Source organism: Nissabacter archeti, from assembly GCF_018257325.1.
Lineage (GTDB): Bacteria > Pseudomonadota > Gammaproteobacteria > Enterobacterales > Enterobacteriaceae > Chimaeribacter > Chimaeribacter arupi.
Genome location: NZ_JAERKB010000013.1, coordinates 126527 through 145136 on the forward strand (window position 1 = coordinate 126527; position 18610 = coordinate 145136).

Consider the following 18610-nt stretch of genomic DNA (forward strand, 5'->3'; position numbering starts at 1 on the left):
CCGGCGCTGAAACCCAGCGATAACTACTGATACTGAGCAGTTCCAGGAAAACATCACCCGGGCAGCGCCGATATGTCCTGGGTTTTATGTTGATACTCCTGTTGTGACGCTCTCCATAGTGGAACGGAGGTATGCGATCCAGCGAACCTCCGTTTCGTCGTCTACACCAGTTGTTTCAGTACTGCGGGCTGGAAGGGCACGATGTCAGCGCCCGCTCCGTTCGCCACCTTCCTGGGCCAGTCGGGATCGGCTATTAACGCGCGCCCCACCGCCACAAGGTCAAAATCGCCGCGCTCCAGACGCCGTTCAAGCTCGGCGAGGTTGTCGGCCACATTGCTAGCATGGCCTTGGAACGAGTCGAACATGTCATTTGTCAGCGAGACCGAACCCACCGTCATCGTCGGCCTGCCAGTCAGCTTCTTTGCCCACCCGGCAACATTCATATCCGTTCCGAATTCGCCTTCCCAGAATCTCCTTTGCGAGAAGTCGAAGATATCCACGCCTGCATCCACAAGAGGGAGGAGATAATCCCGTAATTCTTCAGGTGTCTGAGCCAGTCGCGCCGAGTAGTCGTGGAGCTTCCACTGGGACATGCGCATCATTATCGGGAAGTGCGGCGCGGTGCGGCGGCGGATTTCGCGCACTATTTCACAGGCGAAACGAGTGCGATTGGCTATCCCACCCCCGTATTGATCCGTACGCAAATTAGTGGCCGACCAGAAGAACTGGTCGATGATATAGCCGTGTCCACCATGAAGTGCGATACCGTCAAATCCCAGCTGATATGCCGACTGGGCAGCTCTGGCAAAACTGTCAATGACTTCCTCGATATCGCTAAGCGATGCGGGCTCGTCCAGCTGCTTCAGCGGCACGCCGAGAGAGCCAACCATACCCGACGGGCCGATCCTGCGCGCTCCGCCGCCCGGCCCCTCTTCCGTCTGGCCGCGATGCATGAGCTGCGGCATGATCTTGCCCCCCGCAGCGTGCACCTCGTTAAGCACACGTTTCCATCCTGCCAGAGCGTCGTCCCCGTAAAAGCGGGGTGCGTCAGGTTGGTCCGATGCAGCAGGATGAGGGACCCACGATCCCTCTGTGATAATCAGGCTGACCCCTCCTTCGATCCGACGACGGTAGTACCTTGCCATGTCCTCACCGGGCACGCCTGCCGGTGAACGGTATCTGCTCATCGGGGCCATCACCACACGGTTGGGAAGCTGGAGTGGCCCGACCGTCACCGGTTCAAACAATTTCGCTTTTGTCATACTTGCTCTCCGAGCCGCCTTCGGCTCCTTGCATTATTGTGAGGTTTTCGCGGGTCACCCGGGCTGAAGAATCAGGCGGTCGCCTGGCTTACCCGGGCGATCAGCTTGCCATTAACTCCGCCACCAAGCTGCTCAAGCGCCTCTGGCACCCCGGCAAACGGCACCACCCGGTCTATCGGCATGGTGATCTTGCCTTCCGTAAACAGGCGACCAAGAACGGCGATGGCCTCATCGCGTTCTTCGGGTGTCCGTATGCTGTGCAGGGCACCCGTAACCGAAATACCAAGCGTCTGAATCTTGAATGGCGGGATCGTCGGGAAGTCCGAACCACCGGCGAAGCCGATGAGCACATAGCGGCCGCCGATGGCGATCGCATCCAGCGCCTGCTCAACCAGCGGGGGCCCGACCGTATCGTAAACGATGTCAGCGCCCTTGCCTCCGGTGAGCGCCCGGACCTGCTCGCTCAACTGCCCCGACTGCGTTTCGATGACATGGTCGGCTCCCTGCTCACGGCAGAACGCCGTCTTTCTGGCATCCCGCACAGTAGCAATCACGGTCAGGCCCAGCGCTTTGGCAAGCTGGATCGCAGTTGAACCCGTGCCCCCGGTTCCCCCAAGTACCAGAACCGTCTCGCCAGCATGCGCCCGGGCTCGATTGACCAGACCAACCCAGGCGACGTGGAACGTCCCAAGGAATGCCGCCGCCTGCTCGTCGGGCATGTCATCGGCGGCCAGCACTGCGCCGCCGCCCGGAGAAAGGCAATACTCCGCAAGCCCACCGGACCCGGACATGAAGTTGGCACCACCGATCACACGTGCCCCTACGGGATAGGGGTATCCGGGACCTGCCGCCTCGACAATGCCAACCACTTCCTGACCAGGAGTGACAGGCGGATTTGGGGTAAGAAAGTAGCGTCCCTCCAGCATCATGCGATCTGGCAGTCCGATATTGGTGGCTAATACTCTGAGAAGCGCTTCACCTGGGCCCGGTTCGGGGATATCAATATCGACCAGTTTTAGCACGTCTGCGGGGTTGCCGAAGCTTTCTGCGCGCCAGGCTTTCATATCTATTCTCCCAGAATATTTGATGTTTACATGAATAATGCACGGGCAATTCTGACCACTGTATCTGCATCAGGGGAAGCACGTTCACCAACACGCTCTGCAAAGACTTCTGCTGATAAATCACGGCGCCGCGGCAGGCGCTCCCGTTCTGCCGATGCCAGGGCTGGTCCCAGCTCGTCGTGGTTCAGATCGGTGATATACACGGGAGAACCTGGTTGCTGACGCCATGAATCGGCAAGCATGCCTGCGTCAAAACCATCGAAGCCGGTGTCTTCGACCAGTTTCAGCGCCACGTCCCGATCCTGCTTTCTGTCGCCCGCTACGGGGAGCGCAATACGGTCAGGATCACCTTTTGGTTTTCCGCGGGTTTCAAAGGAAACCATACCGATGTTATTCCACGCCTTGGTGACAGGACGCCCGAAATAGTCTCGAACCCATTCACTTTCAACTTTGCCGGCTTCAAGCTCCGGATTCACACCGTCGCGGCCAGGGAAGTAGTTGGAGATATCAATCACTACGACGTGCTCCGGCAATGCCGCCACTAAAGGTCTGATTTTATCGAAACCGGTATGAGGCATTGCGAGGATAACCACTTCCGCCTCTTTCAAGGCCTCCTCTGCAGTTGCCGCCTGAGCACCGGTTTCCAGCACATCGGGCGCAATAGTTTCAGGACCACGTGAGTTGGCTACTTTCACCTCGTGCCCGGCAGCAGCGAGCTTGCGGGTGAGATTTTTGCCCATAAAGCCTGTTCCCAGTATGCCGATTTTCATGATAGTTACCCTTACAGTTAAAGTGACCTGCCCTTACATTTGCAGTGCGCGGCTGATCCTCACAATGGTTGCCGCGTCGGGATTAACACCTGGTCCGAAACGCTCAGCAAAGACGGCGACGGACAAATCACGACGCTTAGGCAGACGCTCCCGTTCTGCGGCCGCCAGCGCAGTGGCGATCTCACTGTAACGGAGATTGGTGCAGTAGACCGGCGCGCCGGGCTGCTGTCGCCAGGAGTCTTCAAGTGGGCCTGCATCATAGCCATCAAAACCGGTATCACTGATGAGCGCGATAGCAATATCCCGATCGTGAGCGCGATCGCCAGCAACCGGGATCGCAACCCGATCCGGATGACCTTCCGGCAGGGCATTTTCAGCAAAAGGTACGGTGCCTATTGCATTCCATGCTTTGACGATCGGGCGTTCGAAAAAGGTCTGAATCCAGACGCTTTCAACTTCTCCCGCCTCGATAGCAGGATTGACGCCATCACGCTGCGGGAAATAGTTGGAAGTATCGATCACCACGGTATGCTCAGGCAGTGCCGTGACCAGCGATCTGACCTTTTCAAAGGCGCGTTGAGGCATGGACATGATCACCACATCCACATTATTTACTGCGTCTGCAGCGGTTGCGGCAATTGCACCGTTTTCCAGTGCACGGGCGCTAATTGTCTCCGGACCACGTGAGTTCGCGATCTTCACCTGATGCCCGGCTGCGGCAAGAGTGCGGGCCAGTGTAGAACCGATTGCTCCTGCGCCAAGAATGCCAATCTTCATTGTTGCCTGTTCCTTTTTTATGAGACGGAAAATTGGTGAGGTATAATATTTTCTGGCTTACTAATATCTAGTTCACTAGGTAAATTAGCAGCCCTTACCTTAATGATCAACTTTAGCGAACGTGGAGCCCGTCTTGTCAGATAACACAATGCCTCGTCTTGGAATGGAGCTGTCCTTTGCCCTTTACAGCGCAGCAGGCAGGATGGCCCGCATGCACAAACCGCTGCTGGAGCCGCTGGAGTTGACGTTTCCCCAGTATATGGTTTTGCTGGAGCTGTACGCCGGTACTCCCCGCAACGTAGGCGATCTGGGGAACAGCCTGGCAATGGACACCGGCACCATCACCCCGCTGCTTAAACGTATGGAAAAAGCCGGGATGGTAACCCGTACTCGCGATCCGCTGGACGAACGCCGTATCCTTGTGGGGTTGACCTCAAAAGCGGAGAGTATTCGGCAGGACGTGTGGGCGGTATCCGGGAAAATTAAAGCCAGATGCCAGCTTGATGAAGCAGGGCTGGTCGCGCTGAGAGACACGCTGCGGGATTTTGCACATCCGGCAGAGGAGTAAGCTGGCGATATGCATTGATATTCCACAGGTTAAATACGGGATATGCTTTTATTCAATTTATAGGGTCCGCTTCTGGCACAAAGCGGATAGGTGCTTAGCGTTGAGGGTCCGCTTCTCGCTCTAAGCGGACATCGGTCTACGTGTTAGCCCGCTCTGTGTCAAAGTAGACAATAAAGTGCTGAACGGGATGGTCATTACAAAGTAATGATCCCTACATGGCACTGGGAACAAATAGCCGATCAGTATCTAAATGCGGCCGCACGCCCTTAGTCTGTATTTAAGAAGCTGCAATGTTTCTGCCAGCCAATGAGGGCGTGGCAGAAACATCGCTCGGTGCCGTATTGAGCATTAGGCCAGCCTGAGCTGCCCAGTTTGGAACGCAGAGGGCTTGATAACAATTTCAATGTCGCAGCCTAGACGATTGAGGCAGTCCATTAGTTTACGTTCGGACAGGTTGCTAAAATCACCACGTAGCAGATTGGACACCTTTGCCTGGCTGATCCCCATACGCGCGCCGGCTTCAGTTTGAGACAGTTCCAGACGTCGGATAGACCGAATAATTTCAGCGGCCAGGCCGCTTTTAACTTTCAGTTTTTCTGCGTCAGGAAGACCGAGATCGGCGAATACGTTGCCGCCACTGTATTCGACGACCACACCATTAATGGTTTTGTTTTTCATTGCGTATCTCCTGGGCCATGGCCGCAGCTACTTTCAGACGAGTTTTGATAATGTCGATGTCTTCCTTTGGGGTAGCGATCCCGTGCTTGCTCTTTTTCTGGAACGCATGGAGCACAAAGACAGCTTCTTCAAACCGGACGGTATAAACGGCTCGGTACGTACCGCCAATATCATCATCAACCACTTCCAGCACACCCGCTCCACCGAATCCCTTTAACACCTTCGCGGCATCGTGCTTGTCACCACGTTGGGCAAAATCAAGCGCGAAACCAAAGAACCGCTGTACCTCTTTCGGCAGCGTCTGCAGGTCTTTTCTGCTGCTGCCGATCCAGAGTAGCGGCTTCTCTCCATGCTGACTCATAACTTATACCTTCAATGGTATGGATGGATTAAATATACCAGTTATGGTATAAAAAGCAACCCTTTGTACCTGGTGCAGTCAGGATACAAACAGCCGGTAAGGCACCGGTCACCGGTCTGAACTATCCGGGGCTGGCCCGGGGGGAGCAGTGGTCGATACCCATGGCCGGCTGGGTGGCGCGTTTGCCGCCGGCGTCTGAAAGCCGCGTACTTTGCCATAACCTTCTTTTGGCCGAGTTAAGGGTATTGTGCATATCCCGTTCATTCCAGTCCTGCCTAAATAACAACGCGTTGATCTCAGTAGTGATAATCCCAGGAAAGAATATAGTAAGTTTGGGTATCGCTACTTATTTCTGGAGACACCATGATCACTTTTCAAAATGATGGCCAGCTGATTGCTTGGACAAATTACTGGCAAAGTGAACTTGCGATTAAAGGCTTCTTTTTTCTTTCCTGGAACGCCGGGGCGGCTCGCCTGCTAATTCCTGACGTTCATCAGGGGCTGTTACGTGAAACGACAGGTACAGAGTTTGTCATCATCACGCGCGGCAAACTCCAGGGGACGGGAGGCGTTTGAAATTATGTTTGAAGATAATACGGATACCCCATACGCCATTCACTTGGGGGCAGAGCAAAGTGACCGATTGCCTCCCGCTAAGGATCAACGGGGTCGGTTCACTTTCACACTCTGGACAGCGCAGGGCTTACAGAAGACGCATACAGCGCACTACCGTGAATCCAGCGTACTGCCAGATCTTTCGCCCTGGGCAGGTCATTGACGCCTACGATTTCAGCCCCGCCCGTGACACGCTCGGCCTGTGGCGGATCGTACCATCCCGTCATACGCACAACGAGCTGTCCCATTAAGTAGAAGGCCCAGAATTATGCGTGCTTCTTAATGATGGCTACTGATTCTGGAGAACTAAGACATTGAGTAAGCGGGAAACCCTGCCTAACAGGCAACCTGAAAGTGCAGCTGGCTGGCCAGGAGAGCCGCGTCTGCACCTCATTACAACCTGTACGCTGCGTAAAGCACACAGCGCAGGAGAAACCGTGTTTCCTTGCAGCCCAGATTCACTGCAGGTGACCGGTGAACGCTGGCGCCGACAGATCGCGCACGCGGCAGACGAGAACCGTAACGTTATGCCCGCAGGTGAGCTGTACCGGGGGGCGCACTGGTTGCAGGCCAGAAAAATTGTGGCACGCTGGCCAGGCACTGAACTGTGGGCAATCTCTGCCGGGCTGGGGCTGCGGCATCATGCTGATCCCGCAGTGCCTTATGAAGCCACGTTTCACACAATGCCATTCCCGGGCCGTGAGGTGTGGGCGCTACTGACAGCCCGCCCGCCGCTGCCCGGTCACTGTGCCTCCCTGGCAGAGCTGATGCGCCGGTATCCGAATGACAGCTATGTGATTGCCGGCTCTCCGGTCTATATCAGCGCCACTGAACAGGACATTCAGGCCGGTATCGCTGAGCTGACAGATGCATGCAACCAGCTGACGATCGTCACGTCACAAGGCTATCGCGGTGAACTGGAACAGTACGTCAGCAGGAGCCATGCGGGGATGCTTTCCGCCCTGAAAACCAATATGACGTGTCTTAATATTGCCTTGGCCGGCAAGCTAATTGCAGACAGGTGCAAGAGTGGCTAATTGTTAAGCCGTCACTTCCTCACTTTGACGTGATTAATGTCACCTCACGGTAAGCAACTCCGCAAAGCAAGTCGTATACCGGGGTGAAAGCATCTCCCGTTTCATCATCCAGGGATTATCCGTTCCCTGGCCGGCGAACCAGACTTTACCCAGTCCGGATTTATTGATCTGATCCAGCGCATTCATCAGGGCATCTGCATTCGCACGCGGCTGATTTTCGCTAAACATATCGAGCTGAGCCACACCAGACTGATAGAAGTCGCCCAGCATAATGCCTGCTTTCGCATAGCGGTAACCCTCACGCCAGATGGCATCCAGGCCCCGCATGGCAAGGCTGACAATGTCACGGGTATCATTGGTCGGGTATTCACAGGTCAGTGAGGCGGTATTGGCATACTGCGGTTCATTGCCGTAACGTCCGGTGGCAATAAAAATGCTGATGTGGCGACATCTTGAACCCTGTTCACGCAGCTTTTCAGCGGCGCGTGTCGCATACATGACCACGGCATGCTGCATATCGTCCAGCGCAACGATACGCTGGCCAAAAGACTTAGAGCACACAATTTGCTGCTTGGGCGGCGGCACATCTTCCAGCGCTATGCAGGATTCGCCATTGAGCTCACGGACGGTGCGCTCCAGCACAACGCTGAAATTTTTGCGGATCATACTGGTGTTGCTGTTGGCCAGGTCCAAGACGGTATTGATCCCCATGGCCTGAAGCCGCTTTCTGATACGGCCGCCAACGCCCCACACTTCGCTAATATCAACGAGACTCATCAGCTTTCTTTGACGCAACTCACTGGACAGGTCAACGACACCATTGGTTTTGGTCCATCTCTTGGCCGCATGGTTCGCGAGCTTAGCCAGGGTCTTGGTGGGGCCAAAGCCCACGCTGATAGTCAGGCTCGTTTCTTTTCTGACGCGGTTTCGCATTTGATGCCCGAATTCTTCCAGTGGCATATAACTCGCAATGCCCGTGGCATCGAGAAAAGATTCATCGATTGAATAGATCTCCTGGCCAGGCGCCATTTCGCCTAAAATCGACATCATTCTATTACTCATGTCACCGTAAAGCGCATAGTTAGAGCTGAAGACATGCACGCCGTTCTGCTGGAAATAACGTTCGTTTTTGAATAAGGGATCACCCATCTTAATGCCGAGCTGCTTTGCTTGTATGTTATTTGGAATTAACCATGCCTATATTCTATACAGCGAATGTTGTAGCAGGAGGCAGGACGATATGAAGCAAAAATTACTGGCAGTGCTGTCCTTTATGGCGGCAGATTCATCTGCCTGCCGCTGGATTGCGCTACAGGAAGACTTGTTGCATGCTCCAAATACTGTGGACGCCTATGCCCGCGGCATAAATGATTGGCTTGCATTCTGTCATTCCGCCGGCCTAACGGCGCTTACCGCTGGACCTGATACAGTAGCACTGTATGTTCGCAGCCTGCATGTTGGCCATCAGCTATCAGCCTCTACTCTCCGACATCGCCTGACAATAGTGCGTCTTTATTGCGACTGGTTGTGTGAGGAAGGGCTTAGAAAGAGCAATCCTGTAAGGCGGGGTGTCTGGAAAAATGGTGGCAATGGGCGTCAGGGTATAGTGCCGACGCAACGCAGGTTGCCGCGGATCCCAAACAATGCGGAATGGCTGCATTTCCTGAAGGTAGTGGCCAAAGAAGATATCCGCACCCGCTTCATGCTGGCGCTGGCTTATGACTGTGCACTGCGCCGTGAAGAGCTCTGTACGGTAGCGACCAGCGATATCGATCCGGCCAGACGTATTCTCACTATCCGCGCAGAGAACACCAAAAACCGCTGTGGGCGCGTAGTTCCTTACTCTTTGGTTACCAGCGAACTCTATGCTGCCTGGCTGGCAGAGCGTCGTACACTCAGCACGTCACGTGGCCCGCTGTTTCTGTCCCGATCACCGCGAAACCATGCACAGCCAATCACTGGCTGGACCTGGTCAAAGATAATTCGAAAACTGGCGCTTGAGGCCGGGATACCCTGTATTAGCACACATACATTTCGCCACTTGTGTCTTACCGAACTGGCCTGCGCGGGCTGGGATATTCATGAGATCGCAGCATTCGCCGGGCATCGACGGGTTCAGTCAACACTACTTTATCTTCATCTCAGCGCTCACGACTTAAACAACAGGTTTAGTTCTACTTTGGCATCTCTGCACACCTCCCGACTCGTCGTCCTACAGAACGGAGAATATTCCTATGATGCGCCATGAACTGACCGCGCCATGCCCGTCAGAACAGCTCATAGTACCGGCCCCATCCTGGGACATCAGCCCTGATTTTTTTCCTGGGGAGCATGACGCGCTTGATCGTCTTATCCTTCTCTTCAAGGAGGGAAAGAAGTGCTGGCCTGTAGAGGTATCAACCCGGCTTGATCGCCTATTGAAACCGCTCAGGGAAACACTTACATGGATGCAGGCTGCCAAAGCACCCTATAACTCTGCCATACACGATATTGTTTTGGAGATGCAACGAACCCGAAAAACATACTGGGCATGGTCACAGGCAGAGTGGGCAGAAGTTATCTGCAATAGTGAAGGTGAATTCCACCGCCGCTTTGGTGCCAGTGGAAATTGCAGGCAGTATGTGATGGCGCTGGCCTGGCTATTGTGCGGTTTTGACCGACTGGCGTATTGCGGAGTATTTTATCAGTACCGGCTCTGCCTCAAAGTATTTGGACGCTATGCCACTGATTCTGCCGTCAGTCAGCTTGATGTAATGATGCAGGGTATAGGATATGTCCCGCGTGATGGGAGAAATAACGGTGTCAGAAATGCAATGTGTATGGCGATGCTTATTCAGCGAGAGGCTATACCTGATAATATTAGGGTCGAGACGCTGAAGCATATTGCCATGGCCGGCCCTGTATATCTCCGAGCTGCGTCCGCCACGCTTTCCCGCATCCTGGCCGAGTCTGGTGCCATTAAGGAAGGCTTTGATTACCGTATCTCACAACGGAGAAGACCAGAGCAGGAATATCGCGCCGTTGCTGACGTACCACCGACGTGGTTAGTCTGGTGTGAGCGATGGCGTGCCACTTCGGTACTCCGTCCATCAAGCGTTAAGTCGTGTTGGTATGCACTTCTGAAGTGTGGTCGTTGGCTAGCGGATTGTCATCCCACGTGCATTTCACCGGCAGACTGGACGCGGGAGACAGCAATAGCCTGGGTGACGGCCGCATGTAGAATGAAAGTGGGCGAATGGGCTAACCCCGGAAGCATGTACCGTGACCGGCAAGGGAAACTGATGAAGCCTGCAGCCAGAGCCAGCATTCTGGGCCATATCCGGATCTTTTTTCATGACCTCCAGGAATGGGGATGGATAGCGGTACGATTTAGCCCAGGAAGAGTTTTCCGCGCGCCGCGCAGTCTGACCTCCATGGTTGGCCCAGAGCCCCGAGTTGTAGCCGATGATATCTGGTGTAAATTACTTAACGCCGGGCAAAATCTGCAGGAGTCAGATTTACCAAACTGTGTTGCATACCCTTATTTTTATCCGCTGGAGATGGTCAGGGCACTCAGCGTACTCTGGCTATTTGGCGGCCTCAGACGCGATGAAATCCTGCGTATGCGATGCGGCTGTATCCGCTGGCAAATTTCAAAAGAGCATGACGGTCAGCGTATCTGCCTACTGGATGTGCCGGTCAGCAAGACGTACGTTGCATTTACAAAACCGGTTGACCCTATAGTGGGGGAATATATCGAACGATGGGAGCAGGTTCGTAATATGCAACCTAGTCAGGAGGATCCTAAAACCGGCGAAAGCGTACATTTTCTGTTCATGCACAGAAGAAAACGCGTGCATGGTAGTTACATCAATAATTCTTTGATCCCATTACTGTGCAAAAAAGCTGGTATACCCGAGCAGGATGCCAGGGGTAGGATCACTAGCCACCGAGCGCGAGCCACAATGGCAAGTCAGCTCTATAATGCCCGTGAACCACTAGATATTTTTGAATTGCAGAAATGGCTGGGTCATGCCTCACCGGAATCCACCCGGCATTACGTGGATATTACGCCAACGAGACTTGCCGGGTCACTTGAGAAAGCTGGTTACTTTGAACGTAATCGCCGCATGGTTTCGGTTCTCATCGATCAGGACGCTATCGCTGAAGGCGTGGCTCAAGCCGGAAACCCCTGGCGATATTATGATCTGGGGCACGGCCTATGCACATATGATTTTTTTGAGCAATGTCCGCACCGCATGGCCTGTGCTAAATGTTCGTTTTACATACCAAAGTCTTCATCTGAAGCACAGTATCTGGAAGGCCGGCAGAATTTACTTAAGCTGATGCAAGAGATCCCTTTGACTGAAGATGAGCAGGCTGCGGTGGAAAATGATATGGATGCTATTGACCGACTTTTAACAAGACTAAGTGGAGTCCCGGCACCGGGTAGACAGAAAAAATAATGTTGGGCTGCTATTAACCTCCTCTCTGGTGAACTTAACAGGGTTCTGCTGTCAGAACCCTGCCATAAGCCAATAAAAATTTAAAAGTGGCAGATGGTTATTTTTTCAACCATGCCTCCATATGTGCAATCTCACCTTTTTGTGCTTTGATAACATCCTCTGCCATCTTTTTCATTTCAGGATCTTTACCGTATTTCAGCTCCGTTTCTGCCATGGCAATGGCCCCCTTGTGATGTTCAATCATGCCTCTGGCAAACGCTCTGTCTGCGTCTTGTTCCTTCAAGGCATCCATCATGCCGCTGTGCATTTTTTGCATGCCTGACATGTACTCTTTTGAGGCCGGGGCCATGCTCATGTCATCCGACATTTTTGCATCTGACTGCTGAGCTATAACAGCAGCCGGCAGGACAAACAGCAGCGAGGCAAGAACAAACTGCAACTTTTTCATAACTTTACTCCTTCATGGGTTGGTCCCTGATTTCAGGTTTTCTCGACATCCTTTCATATGCCAGGGAACGTATCCTTGATACAAAGCAGATTAAGAGCATGAAACTTGTGGTCTGGAAATAATGCGTTAAGGCATTTCCGGGGCAGCCGGCATCACGGCCGTAAACGTGATAACGTTATCGTTCATGGCAACCTGCAGATCGCCATCGTGAGCCAGTAAAATGGAGCGCGTGATTGAAAGACCCAACCCAGCTCCGTCAGTGTTATGCTGACGGGATGCATCGCCTCGGTAAAAACGGTCAAAAAGCCGGCCCAGACTTTCCCGAGTAATGTTCTCTGTAAGATTGGATACGTGTACAAAAACCTTGTCCGCCTTGTGTTCTGCAAGCACGGTAATGGCTGAATCCGGTAAAGAATATTTTATGGCGTTGGTGATCAGGTTGCTCATCGCCCGGCGTAGCATCAGGCGATCACCACTGACGACGGCCTCTCCCTGAAGCGAGAGGGCTTTGCCACTGTCACCGGCAAGCGGTTCATAAAAGTCGATGAGTTCTTCCAGCTCCGCCTTCAGTGAAACGAGCTGCTTCTCCAGAGGCATCAGTCCATTTTCTGATTTCGCCAGAAAAAGCATATCGCTGCTCATTCTGGCCAGTCGCCCCAGCTCTTCCAGATTAGAGAAGAGCACTTCCCGGTAGCTTGCGGCATCGCGCTCACGGGACAGGGCGACCTGCGTCTGCATAATCAGGTTGCTGACGGGCGTGCGCAGTTCATGGGCAATATCAGAGGAAAACTCAGACAGGCGCCGAAATGAATCTTCCAGCCTTTCCAGCATGCTGTTGAACTCGGCAACGGTAGGCATCAGCTCTGCCGGCAGGTTATGAGCAGGCAGACGCTCGCTGAGACTATTTACGGTGATGGCGGAGGCCAGCCGGTTGATTTCATTCAGCGGCCTGAGTCCAATACGGGTGACAAGCCAGCCCAGAAGCACGGAAATAAATATCAGCGCACCGTTAAACCACACCAGCCACTTTTTAAGCTGGCCGATAAACTCATCATGAAAAGCGGTATCGTAAGCGGCAGTAATCAGCACATCCTGTTGCCTGCCTGCTCTCTTTGCACTGATTTTCCTGACTATTACATTGTAGCGCCAGCCTTCAGTCTCTACTGTTTGTAATGTATCGAGGCGTACGGCTTCTCCGGTAAAACGCGCGTCCGGAACCGGAAAACCGGGTGAGGCATAGTCAGCGAGGAGCTGATTGTCCGCAGTTCTGATCGAGAGATACAGTCCACTATGGCCCACCATCGCGTCGGCGAGTTTGCCTGCAAGCCCGGCGGTATCAAGCCTTCCGATACGTACCTCACTTTCCAGCAGTTCGGTGGCCAGCTCAAGCTTCCCGCTCAGCAGGGTAAGGTCCTGGCTGCGAAAATAACTGCCCAGCGCGGCAACCAGCAGGACGCTTGAAAGCAACCAGACAGACATCATTACACCGGCAAAGACAAGGCTCAGCCTTGAGGTGAGGGACCAGTTACGCTTCACTCTTCACGTATCTCCAGCACGTAACCGATACCCCGCACGGTATGAATCAGTTTCGGGCTGAAATCGTCGTCTACCTTACTGCGCAGCCGCCGGACGGCTACATCAATAACATTGGTGTCGTTTTCAAAGTTAATATTCCAGACCAGGGAGGAAATCAGATTTCTCGGCAGAACCTCGCCATGGCGCTGCAGCAATAATTCAAGTAACACAAACTCTTTCGATGAGAGGTGTATTTTTCTGCCTGAGCGGGTGACATTGCGCCGGGTAACATCCATCACCAGGTCAGCAATCTCATGTGTGCCGGATGACAGGGCGCGGTTACGCCTGAGCAGGGTCCGGATACGGGCCAGAAGCTCTGCAAAATCAAAAGGTTTAAGCAGATAATCATCAGCCCCCAGGTCAAGACCTTTGATTTTCTCACTGACATGATCTTTCGCCGTCAGAAACAGGACAGGCTCCTCATGACGGGCCATGCGCATCTGCTGCAGAATGTCCCAGCCGTCCATGGAAGGCAGCATGATGTCCAGAACAATCAGGTCATAACGCTGCTGCAGGATATGCTCCAGCCCCTGCCGACCGTCATTCACCAGGGTGACGTCATATCCGGCCTCCTCAAGCCCCAGCTTCAGGTAAGTCCCGGTTTTCAGCTCGTCCTCAACGATCAGAAGGGTGGTCATAGCGTGATGGTCCTGCAGAAGGTTAACTGTTATTCCATACCGGTGCCGGGCGACAGCGTACCGAGCCAGGCGACAGCGGCCAGAATCAGAATGGAAAGCGTGAACTCCGTAATAATGCTTCTGCGCATCAGCGCAATACCCGTTTTATAGTGGCCCTGGCCGAGCGTTTTTTCCAGTCTGGGCGCAAGCCGGAAGCGGTTCACAGCGGCCAGAAGCAGCATCACAAAAAACAGCGCGGTTTTAATGAGTAACAACAGCCCGTAGTCGCTGCCCGGCAAGGTACGCAGCGGATCTTCAACAATGAAGAAGAAGTTAATCACGGCGGTGACAATAATGCTCAGTACAATTACCGTGCCGGCGCGGGCAAATCCCGTCAGCGCATCAGCCATCTGTTGGGCATGGGCGGCTCTTCCCGCTTTTTTAATGCACAGAAGGATGGTGAAAGCTGCAAGGGCCCCCACCCAGGCACCGGCCGCCGAAAGGTGGACAATATCGCTAAGCAGGTGCAGATAGTAGCTCAACCCATCGTTCATGGCCGCATGACCACCCCATGCCAGGGTGGCCAGCGCGGTACCGCCGGACAGGGTAAGAACGTAACGCGATGTGACCACATTCCGCAGACGCAATCCCAGCCCGATAAACGCCAGGATAAGGGCTGCAAGCCGGATAACCCAGCTGAGGCCGACGGCGGTCTCACCAACCACCATCTGAATAATATGCAGCGTCAGCTCACCCGGTTCACTCACACCACTCATAGACTGAGCAACCAGCAGCATGTTCGCCAGCGACAGCAGGATACCCGCGGATATCAGCATGAAGTAGAACGACCAGACGCTGAATAAAGACACTGATTTCTTTAACACCCCTTTCACGCTGTACAGCTCAAACAGAGGCAGCCCAAAGAGAACCATAAGGTCGAGATAGAGCAGGAACCTGATGACAACAAACGTCTGATCGTTCATGGCATTATTTCACGCTGAAACTGACATTACCGGTGCGGGGATGCGTGTCAGATGACACTGCACGCCATTCCACCTTATACGCACCGGCCGGCAAAGGTTTTGTCGGGGTGATAATCATGGTTTTCGGATCGCTGCCGGCTGAAATTTTGGTTGCCACAGGCATAGGCGCATGTGAAGACATTCCCGGCATGGCCGTCATCACAAGACGGGCACCGGAAAATTTTGTGACCAGATTTTCGGTGAAATGCAGCTCCACCTTATCAGGCGCAGCCACCTGCGCTTTGTCCGCAGGCACGGAAGATGCCAGCTCCGGATGTGCCTGCGCGCCAAAAGCAGCGGCAGAAGCAATAACAGCGATAAAATAACCCGCATAAGTACGTTTCATAATAATACCTGTTTCAGTTAACGGCTTCAGAACCACACACGAGCACCCACAAGGACGCTCACCTCATTATCTTTTTCACCTTCGCGGGCAGCGATATCAGCGGTATTACCGTAGAGCTGGCTCCAGGATACCCCTACATAAGGGGCAAACTCCCGCTTCACTTCATAACGAAGGCGCAGGGAAAGCTCGGTACTGGAGAGACCTTTACCGGTTTCACGCGCTTCGTCATCTTTTCCATAAAAATTAGCTTCCAGGGCCGGCTGCAGGATGAGCCGGTTGGTCAGCAGCACGTCATACTCCGTTTCCAGCCGGAACGCGGTACGGCCCTGTTCACCGGCAAAAGCGGTCAGCTCGGTTTCCAGGTTGTACAGCGGCATGCCCTGGATACCGGCGGCAAACCAGGACTGCGGCTTACTGGGCTTAAAGTCCTGACGGCCACCCACAACTACATCCCACCAGGGGGTAACAGCATGCCCCCACAGGGCCTGCACTTCTGCTGACTCGGTTTTACCGTCGCGGGTTTCACCCTCGCTGCGCAGCCAGAGGCGGTCAATGTCTCCGCCTGCCCAGCCGCTGATATCCCATCCGAGTCCGTCAGTATTATCGCTTTTCTGCCATTCCAGCTGGTCGGCAAGCAGGTACCAGTTCACGCTGCTGTCATGTACCTCATGGCCCTTTACGTCCGGGAATGCAGCACGGCGATCGGCATCCGTTAACGCCGGGATCGGCGTTCTGCTTTCCGTGGGGGCCGCAGGTTGCATAGGCTCCATGCCTTGCATACCGGACATAGGCTCCATATCTCCCATGGAAGAATGGTCCATACCAGACATGTCGCTCATGTCATGGCCCGGCATACTGTGTGCCGTATTCGTCTGCACGGCATACGCTGACACCAAGGTGCTGCCGACCAGCACCGGGACAACCAGAAGGCTGACAGCAGACCAGGAAAATCTGTTTTTCATATCACCACGTCTTGAAGCTGACATCAGGAACACCTCACTCTGTAACCCGGACTTCACGAAACATGCCGGTTTCCATATGGAAAAGCAGGTGGCAATGGTAAGCCCACCGCCCCAGCGCGTCGGCGGTCACGCGATAGCTGCGGCGTGTTCCCGGCGGCATATCAATGGTGTGCTTACGCACCTGGAAGTTACCCTCTTCATCCTCCAGATCGCTCCACATCCCGTGCAGATGAATGGGGTGCGTCATCATGGTGTCATTAACCAGCACAATACGGACTCGCTCGCCATACCGGAGCGTAAGCGGCTCTGCGTCTGAAAATTTGACCCCGTTGAATGACCAGGCGAACTTCTCCATATGCCCCGTAAGATGCAGTTCAATGGTACGCGAGGGCTCGCGCCCGTCCGGGTCTTCAAAGGTACTTTTCAGGTCTGCATAGCTGAGCACTTTTCTGCCGTTGTTACGCAGGCCGATCCCCGGATCGCTGAGCTTTGGTGTGGGCATCATGGCCTGCATATCGACCAGGGGATTACCCGTTTCCGAAGCCGGATGCGTCTGCATGTCACTCATGCCCGCCATGCTGCCGTGATCCATCCCTGCCATGCTCCCATGGTCCATGCCGGCCATATTCCCTGAGGAAGTATCCTGTACAGTCGCGCCCTCCATACTCTGCATGTCACCGCCGTCCATACCCTGCATCTGGCTGTGATCCATGCCGCCCATGCTGCCATGGTCCATACCGCCCATTCCCATATCATCCATGGTCAGCCAGGGGCGTGGGTCAAGGGATGGGACAGGCGCAGACAGACCTTCCCGGATGGCAAGTGTGCCCCGGGCATAGCCGCTTCTGTCCATTGATTGAGCAAAGATGGTGTAGGCATCATGACTGGGTTCAACAATGACATCGTAGGTTTCGGCTGTCGCGATACGAAATTCATCCACTGGTACAGGACTCACATACTGACCGTCAGCAGCCACCACCGTCATTTTCAGGCCCGGAATGCGTACGTCAAAATAGGTCATGGCTGACCCGTTGATAAAGCGTAAACGCACTTTTTCACCTGTACGGAAAAGCCCTGTCCAGTTTTTACCCGGCCCCTGCCCATTCATCAGATAGGTGTAGGTCGCCCCGCTGACATCAGCCAAATCCGTGGGGTTCATCTTCATTTCTGCCCACATTTTGCGATCAGCCAGCGTATTACCGAGGCCTTTTTCCCGGGCGTCGCGAAGAAAGTCGCTGACGGTGGGTTTGGCAAAATTGTAGTAATCCGACTGTTTTTTCAGCTTCGCGAAAACGTCTGAGGCCTTTTCATCCGACCAGTCCGTCAGCATCACAACATGCTCCCGGTCATAGGTGAACGGCTCAGGCTCAGCGGCGTCAATAATGAGGGGGCCATAGACACCATCCTGTTCCTGGAAACCGGAATGGCTGTGATACCAGTAGGTGCCGTTCTGCTTCACGCGAAAGGAGTAAACGTAAGTGCCGCCCGGTTCAATGCCATGAAAGCTGAGGCCGGGTACGCCGTCCATATTGGCGGGCAGGATCATGCCGTGCCAGTGAATGGAGGTGGTTTCTGCCAGATGGTTTTTTACCCTCAGGGTGACAGTGTCACCCTCTTTCCAGCGCAGCAGCGGGCCGGGCAGACCCGCATTGATGGTTTTTGCATAGCGGATTTTACCGGTAATGTTAAGCGGCGTCTCAGCAATAAAGAGGTTAAACTCAGTGCCGGTAAGGGTATGGGGCTGGACCAGACTTATTGCTGATAAAGCATCAAAGGTTCGAAGCCCAATCCCACCCACAATACCTGTGGCCGTAAGCCCTTTGATAAAATCACGTCGTGAACGTTTAAACTGCATGGCTAAACTCCGGCAGAATATGGAAATTCCTGAAATAACCTGCCGGAAATACATCAGACGCTATCCGGCCGGAAAATCTGCTTTTAATGACAGAAATGTTAACACATTTAAATTCATGTCAAGATTACATTTCTGTAATGTTCAAGCTGGCCTTTTTTTAATTACATTTTCGTCATTATTCTCCACAGCAGATTTTTTCGTTTAGGAT

General features: G+C 53.8%; 19 protein-coding genes. 5 read left to right on the plus strand and 14 right to left on the minus strand.

Features of this window, described 5'->3' with window-relative positions; all coding sequences use genetic code 11:
- Nucleotides 1-161: 161 nt before the first annotated feature.
- From JK232_RS18100 to JK232_RS18115, 4 genes are all read right to left on the minus strand, one after another.
- A complete protein-coding gene (locus JK232_RS18100; protein ID WP_212589521.1) occupies nt 162-1262 on the minus strand; it encodes an NADH:flavin oxidoreductase in 1101 nt (366 codons plus the stop codon).
- Between the two features lie 71 nt (nt 1263-1333).
- Nucleotides 1334-2326, minus strand: a complete 993-nt coding sequence (locus JK232_RS18105) for a quinone oxidoreductase family protein (protein WP_193037331.1) — start codon at nt 2324-2326, stop codon at nt 1334-1336.
- A 26-nt stretch (nt 2327-2352) separates the two neighbouring features.
- The gene (locus tag JK232_RS18110) at nt 2353-3096 is read right to left on the minus strand and encodes an NADPH-dependent F420 reductase (protein ID WP_193037332.1); all 744 of its coding nucleotides are present in this window, start codon (nt 3094-3096) and stop codon (nt 2353-2355) included.
- 33 nt (nt 3097-3129) lie between these two features.
- Nucleotides 3130-3906: an NADPH-dependent F420 reductase gene (locus JK232_RS18115; protein ID WP_338086332.1), complete on the minus strand. Its 777-nt coding sequence runs from the start codon at nt 3904-3906 to the stop codon at nt 3130-3132.
- A 178-nt stretch (nt 3907-4084) separates the two neighbouring features.
- Between JK232_RS18115 and JK232_RS18120 the strand changes: the two genes are divergently transcribed.
- Nucleotides 4085-4441, plus strand: a complete 357-nt coding sequence (locus JK232_RS18120) for a MarR family winged helix-turn-helix transcriptional regulator (protein WP_246538675.1) — start codon at nt 4085-4087, stop codon at nt 4439-4441.
- A gap of 348 nt (nt 4442-4789) precedes the next feature.
- Here the strand turns inward: JK232_RS18120 and JK232_RS18125 are convergent, their stop codons facing one another.
- Together JK232_RS18125 and JK232_RS18130 are read right to left on the minus strand one after the other, a co-directional pair.
- On the minus strand, nt 4790-5119 hold the full coding sequence (locus JK232_RS18125) for a helix-turn-helix domain-containing protein (protein ID WP_212589524.1): 330 nt from the start codon (nt 5117-5119) through the stop codon (nt 4790-4792).
- Entirely contained in the window at nt 5100-5480 is a 381-nt protein-coding gene (locus JK232_RS18130) for a type II toxin-antitoxin system RelE/ParE family toxin (RefSeq protein ID WP_212589525.1), read from the minus strand. The genes JK232_RS18125 and JK232_RS18130 overlap by 20 nt, the downstream gene beginning before the upstream one ends.
- Before the next feature lie 363 nt (nt 5481-5843).
- Between JK232_RS18130 and JK232_RS22870 the strand changes: the two genes are divergently transcribed.
- Together JK232_RS22870 and JK232_RS18140 are read left to right on the plus strand one after the other, a co-directional pair.
- Complete coding sequence (locus JK232_RS22870) at nt 5844-6056, plus strand: hypothetical protein (protein WP_246538678.1); 213 nt, start codon at nt 5844-5846, stop codon at nt 6054-6056.
- Nucleotides 6057-6532: 476 nt separating this feature from the next.
- A complete protein-coding gene (locus JK232_RS18140) occupies nt 6533-7132 on the plus strand; it encodes a hypothetical protein (RefSeq protein WP_338086331.1) in 600 nt (199 codons plus the stop codon).
- Between the two features lie 39 nt (nt 7133-7171).
- On the opposite strand, the gene umuC is transcribed toward JK232_RS18140, so the two are convergent.
- Nucleotides 7172-8320 carry a translesion error-prone DNA polymerase V subunit UmuC gene (umuC, locus tag JK232_RS18145; RefSeq protein ID WP_338086333.1) on the minus strand — a complete coding sequence of 383 codons (1149 nt, stop codon included), beginning with the start codon at nt 8318-8320 and terminating at the stop codon, nt 7172-7174.
- Nucleotides 8321-8372: 52 nt separating this feature from the next.
- Here umuC and JK232_RS18150 point away from each other — a divergent pair, with 52 nt between their 5' ends.
- The gene (locus JK232_RS18150; protein ID WP_212589526.1) at nt 8373-9380 is read left to right on the plus strand and encodes a tyrosine-type recombinase/integrase; all 1008 of its coding nucleotides are present in this window, start codon (nt 8373-8375) and stop codon (nt 9378-9380) included.
- Nucleotides 9367-11577: a tyrosine-type recombinase/integrase gene (locus JK232_RS22875; protein WP_246538684.1), complete on the plus strand. Its 2211-nt coding sequence runs from the start codon at nt 9367-9369 to the stop codon at nt 11575-11577. The genes JK232_RS18150 and JK232_RS22875 overlap by 14 nt, the downstream gene beginning before the upstream one ends.
- 97 nt (nt 11578-11674) lie before the next feature.
- Here JK232_RS22875 and copM read toward each other — a convergent pair whose 3' ends face one another.
- The 7 genes from copM to JK232_RS18195 all read right to left on the minus strand — a co-directional run bounded on the left by copM (nt 11675) and on the right by JK232_RS18195 (nt 18402).
- Nucleotides 11675-12025 carry a CopM family metallochaperone gene (gene copM / locus JK232_RS18165; RefSeq protein ID WP_212589527.1) on the minus strand — a complete coding sequence of 117 codons (351 nt, stop codon included), beginning with the start codon at nt 12023-12025 and terminating at the stop codon, nt 11675-11677.
- A gap of 126 nt (nt 12026-12151) precedes the next feature.
- Nucleotides 12152-13561 carry a heavy metal sensor histidine kinase gene (locus tag JK232_RS18170; RefSeq protein WP_212589528.1) on the minus strand — a complete coding sequence of 470 codons (1410 nt, stop codon included), beginning with the start codon at nt 13559-13561 and terminating at the stop codon, nt 12152-12154.
- The gene (locus JK232_RS18175; protein ID WP_212589529.1) at nt 13558-14238 is read right to left on the minus strand and encodes a heavy metal response regulator transcription factor; all 681 of its coding nucleotides are present in this window, start codon (nt 14236-14238) and stop codon (nt 13558-13560) included. The genes JK232_RS18170 and JK232_RS18175 overlap by 4 nt, the downstream gene beginning before the upstream one ends.
- A gap of 29 nt (nt 14239-14267) precedes the next feature.
- Nucleotides 14268-15200: a copper homeostasis membrane protein CopD gene (gene copD / locus JK232_RS18180; RefSeq protein ID WP_212589530.1), complete on the minus strand. Its 933-nt coding sequence runs from the start codon at nt 15198-15200 to the stop codon at nt 14268-14270.
- 4 nt (nt 15201-15204) lie between these two features.
- Complete coding sequence (gene copC / locus JK232_RS18185) at nt 15205-15585, minus strand: copper homeostasis periplasmic binding protein CopC (protein ID WP_212589531.1); 381 nt, start codon at nt 15583-15585, stop codon at nt 15205-15207.
- Nucleotides 15586-15611: 26 nt separating this feature from the next.
- Nucleotides 15612-16547, minus strand: coding sequence for a copper resistance protein B (locus JK232_RS18190; RefSeq protein ID WP_420847735.1), 936 nt, complete (start codon nt 16545-16547; stop codon nt 15612-15614).
- 34 nt (nt 16548-16581) lie between these two features.
- A complete protein-coding gene (locus JK232_RS18195; protein ID WP_212589532.1) occupies nt 16582-18402 on the minus strand; it encodes a copper resistance system multicopper oxidase in 1821 nt (606 codons plus the stop codon).
- Nucleotides 18403-18610 lie beyond the last annotated feature (208 nt).

Coding starts and splice junctions, on each gene's coding strand:
- JK232_RS18100 (WP_212589521.1), bottom strand. CDS start 1,262: ATGACAAAAGCGAAATTGTTTGAACCGGTGACGGTCGGGCCACTCCAG.
- JK232_RS18105 (WP_193037331.1), bottom strand. CDS start 2,326: ATGAAAGCCTGGCGCGCAGAAAGCTTCGGCAACCCCGCAGACGTGCTA.
- JK232_RS18110 (WP_193037332.1), bottom strand. CDS start 3,096: ATGAAAATCGGCATACTGGGAACAGGCTTTATGGGCAAAAATCTCACC.
- JK232_RS18120 (WP_246538675.1), top strand. CDS start 4,085: ATGCACAAACCGCTGCTGGAGCCGCTGGAGTTGACGTTTCCCCAGTAT.
- JK232_RS18125 (WP_212589524.1), bottom strand. CDS start 5,119: ATGAAAAACAAAACCATTAATGGTGTGGTCGTCGAATACAGTGGCGGC.
- JK232_RS18130 (WP_212589525.1), bottom strand. CDS start 5,480: ATGAGTCAGCATGGAGAGAAGCCGCTACTCTGGATCGGCAGCAGCAGA.
- JK232_RS22870 (WP_246538678.1), top strand. CDS start 5,844: ATGATCACTTTTCAAAATGATGGCCAGCTGATTGCTTGGACAAATTAC.
- JK232_RS18150 (WP_212589526.1), top strand. CDS start 8,373: ATGAAGCAAAAATTACTGGCAGTGCTGTCCTTTATGGCGGCAGATTCA.
- JK232_RS22875 (WP_246538684.1), top strand. CDS start 9,367: ATGATGCGCCATGAACTGACCGCGCCATGCCCGTCAGAACAGCTCATA.
- copM (WP_212589527.1), bottom strand. CDS start 12,025: ATGAAAAAGTTGCAGTTTGTTCTTGCCTCGCTGCTGTTTGTCCTGCCG.
- JK232_RS18175 (WP_212589529.1), bottom strand. CDS start 14,238: ATGACCACCCTTCTGATCGTTGAGGACGAGCTGAAAACCGGGACTTAC.
- copD (WP_212589530.1), bottom strand. CDS start 15,200: ATGAACGATCAGACGTTTGTTGTCATCAGGTTCCTGCTCTATCTCGAC.
- copC (WP_212589531.1), bottom strand. CDS start 15,585: ATGAAACGTACTTATGCGGGTTATTTTATCGCTGTTATTGCTTCTGCC.
- JK232_RS18190 (WP_420847735.1), bottom strand. CDS start 16,547: ATGAAAAACAGATTTTCCTGGTCTGCTGTCAGCCTTCTGGTTGTCCCG.
- JK232_RS18195 (WP_212589532.1), bottom strand. CDS start 18,402: ATGCAGTTTAAACGTTCACGACGTGATTTTATCAAAGGGCTTACGGCC.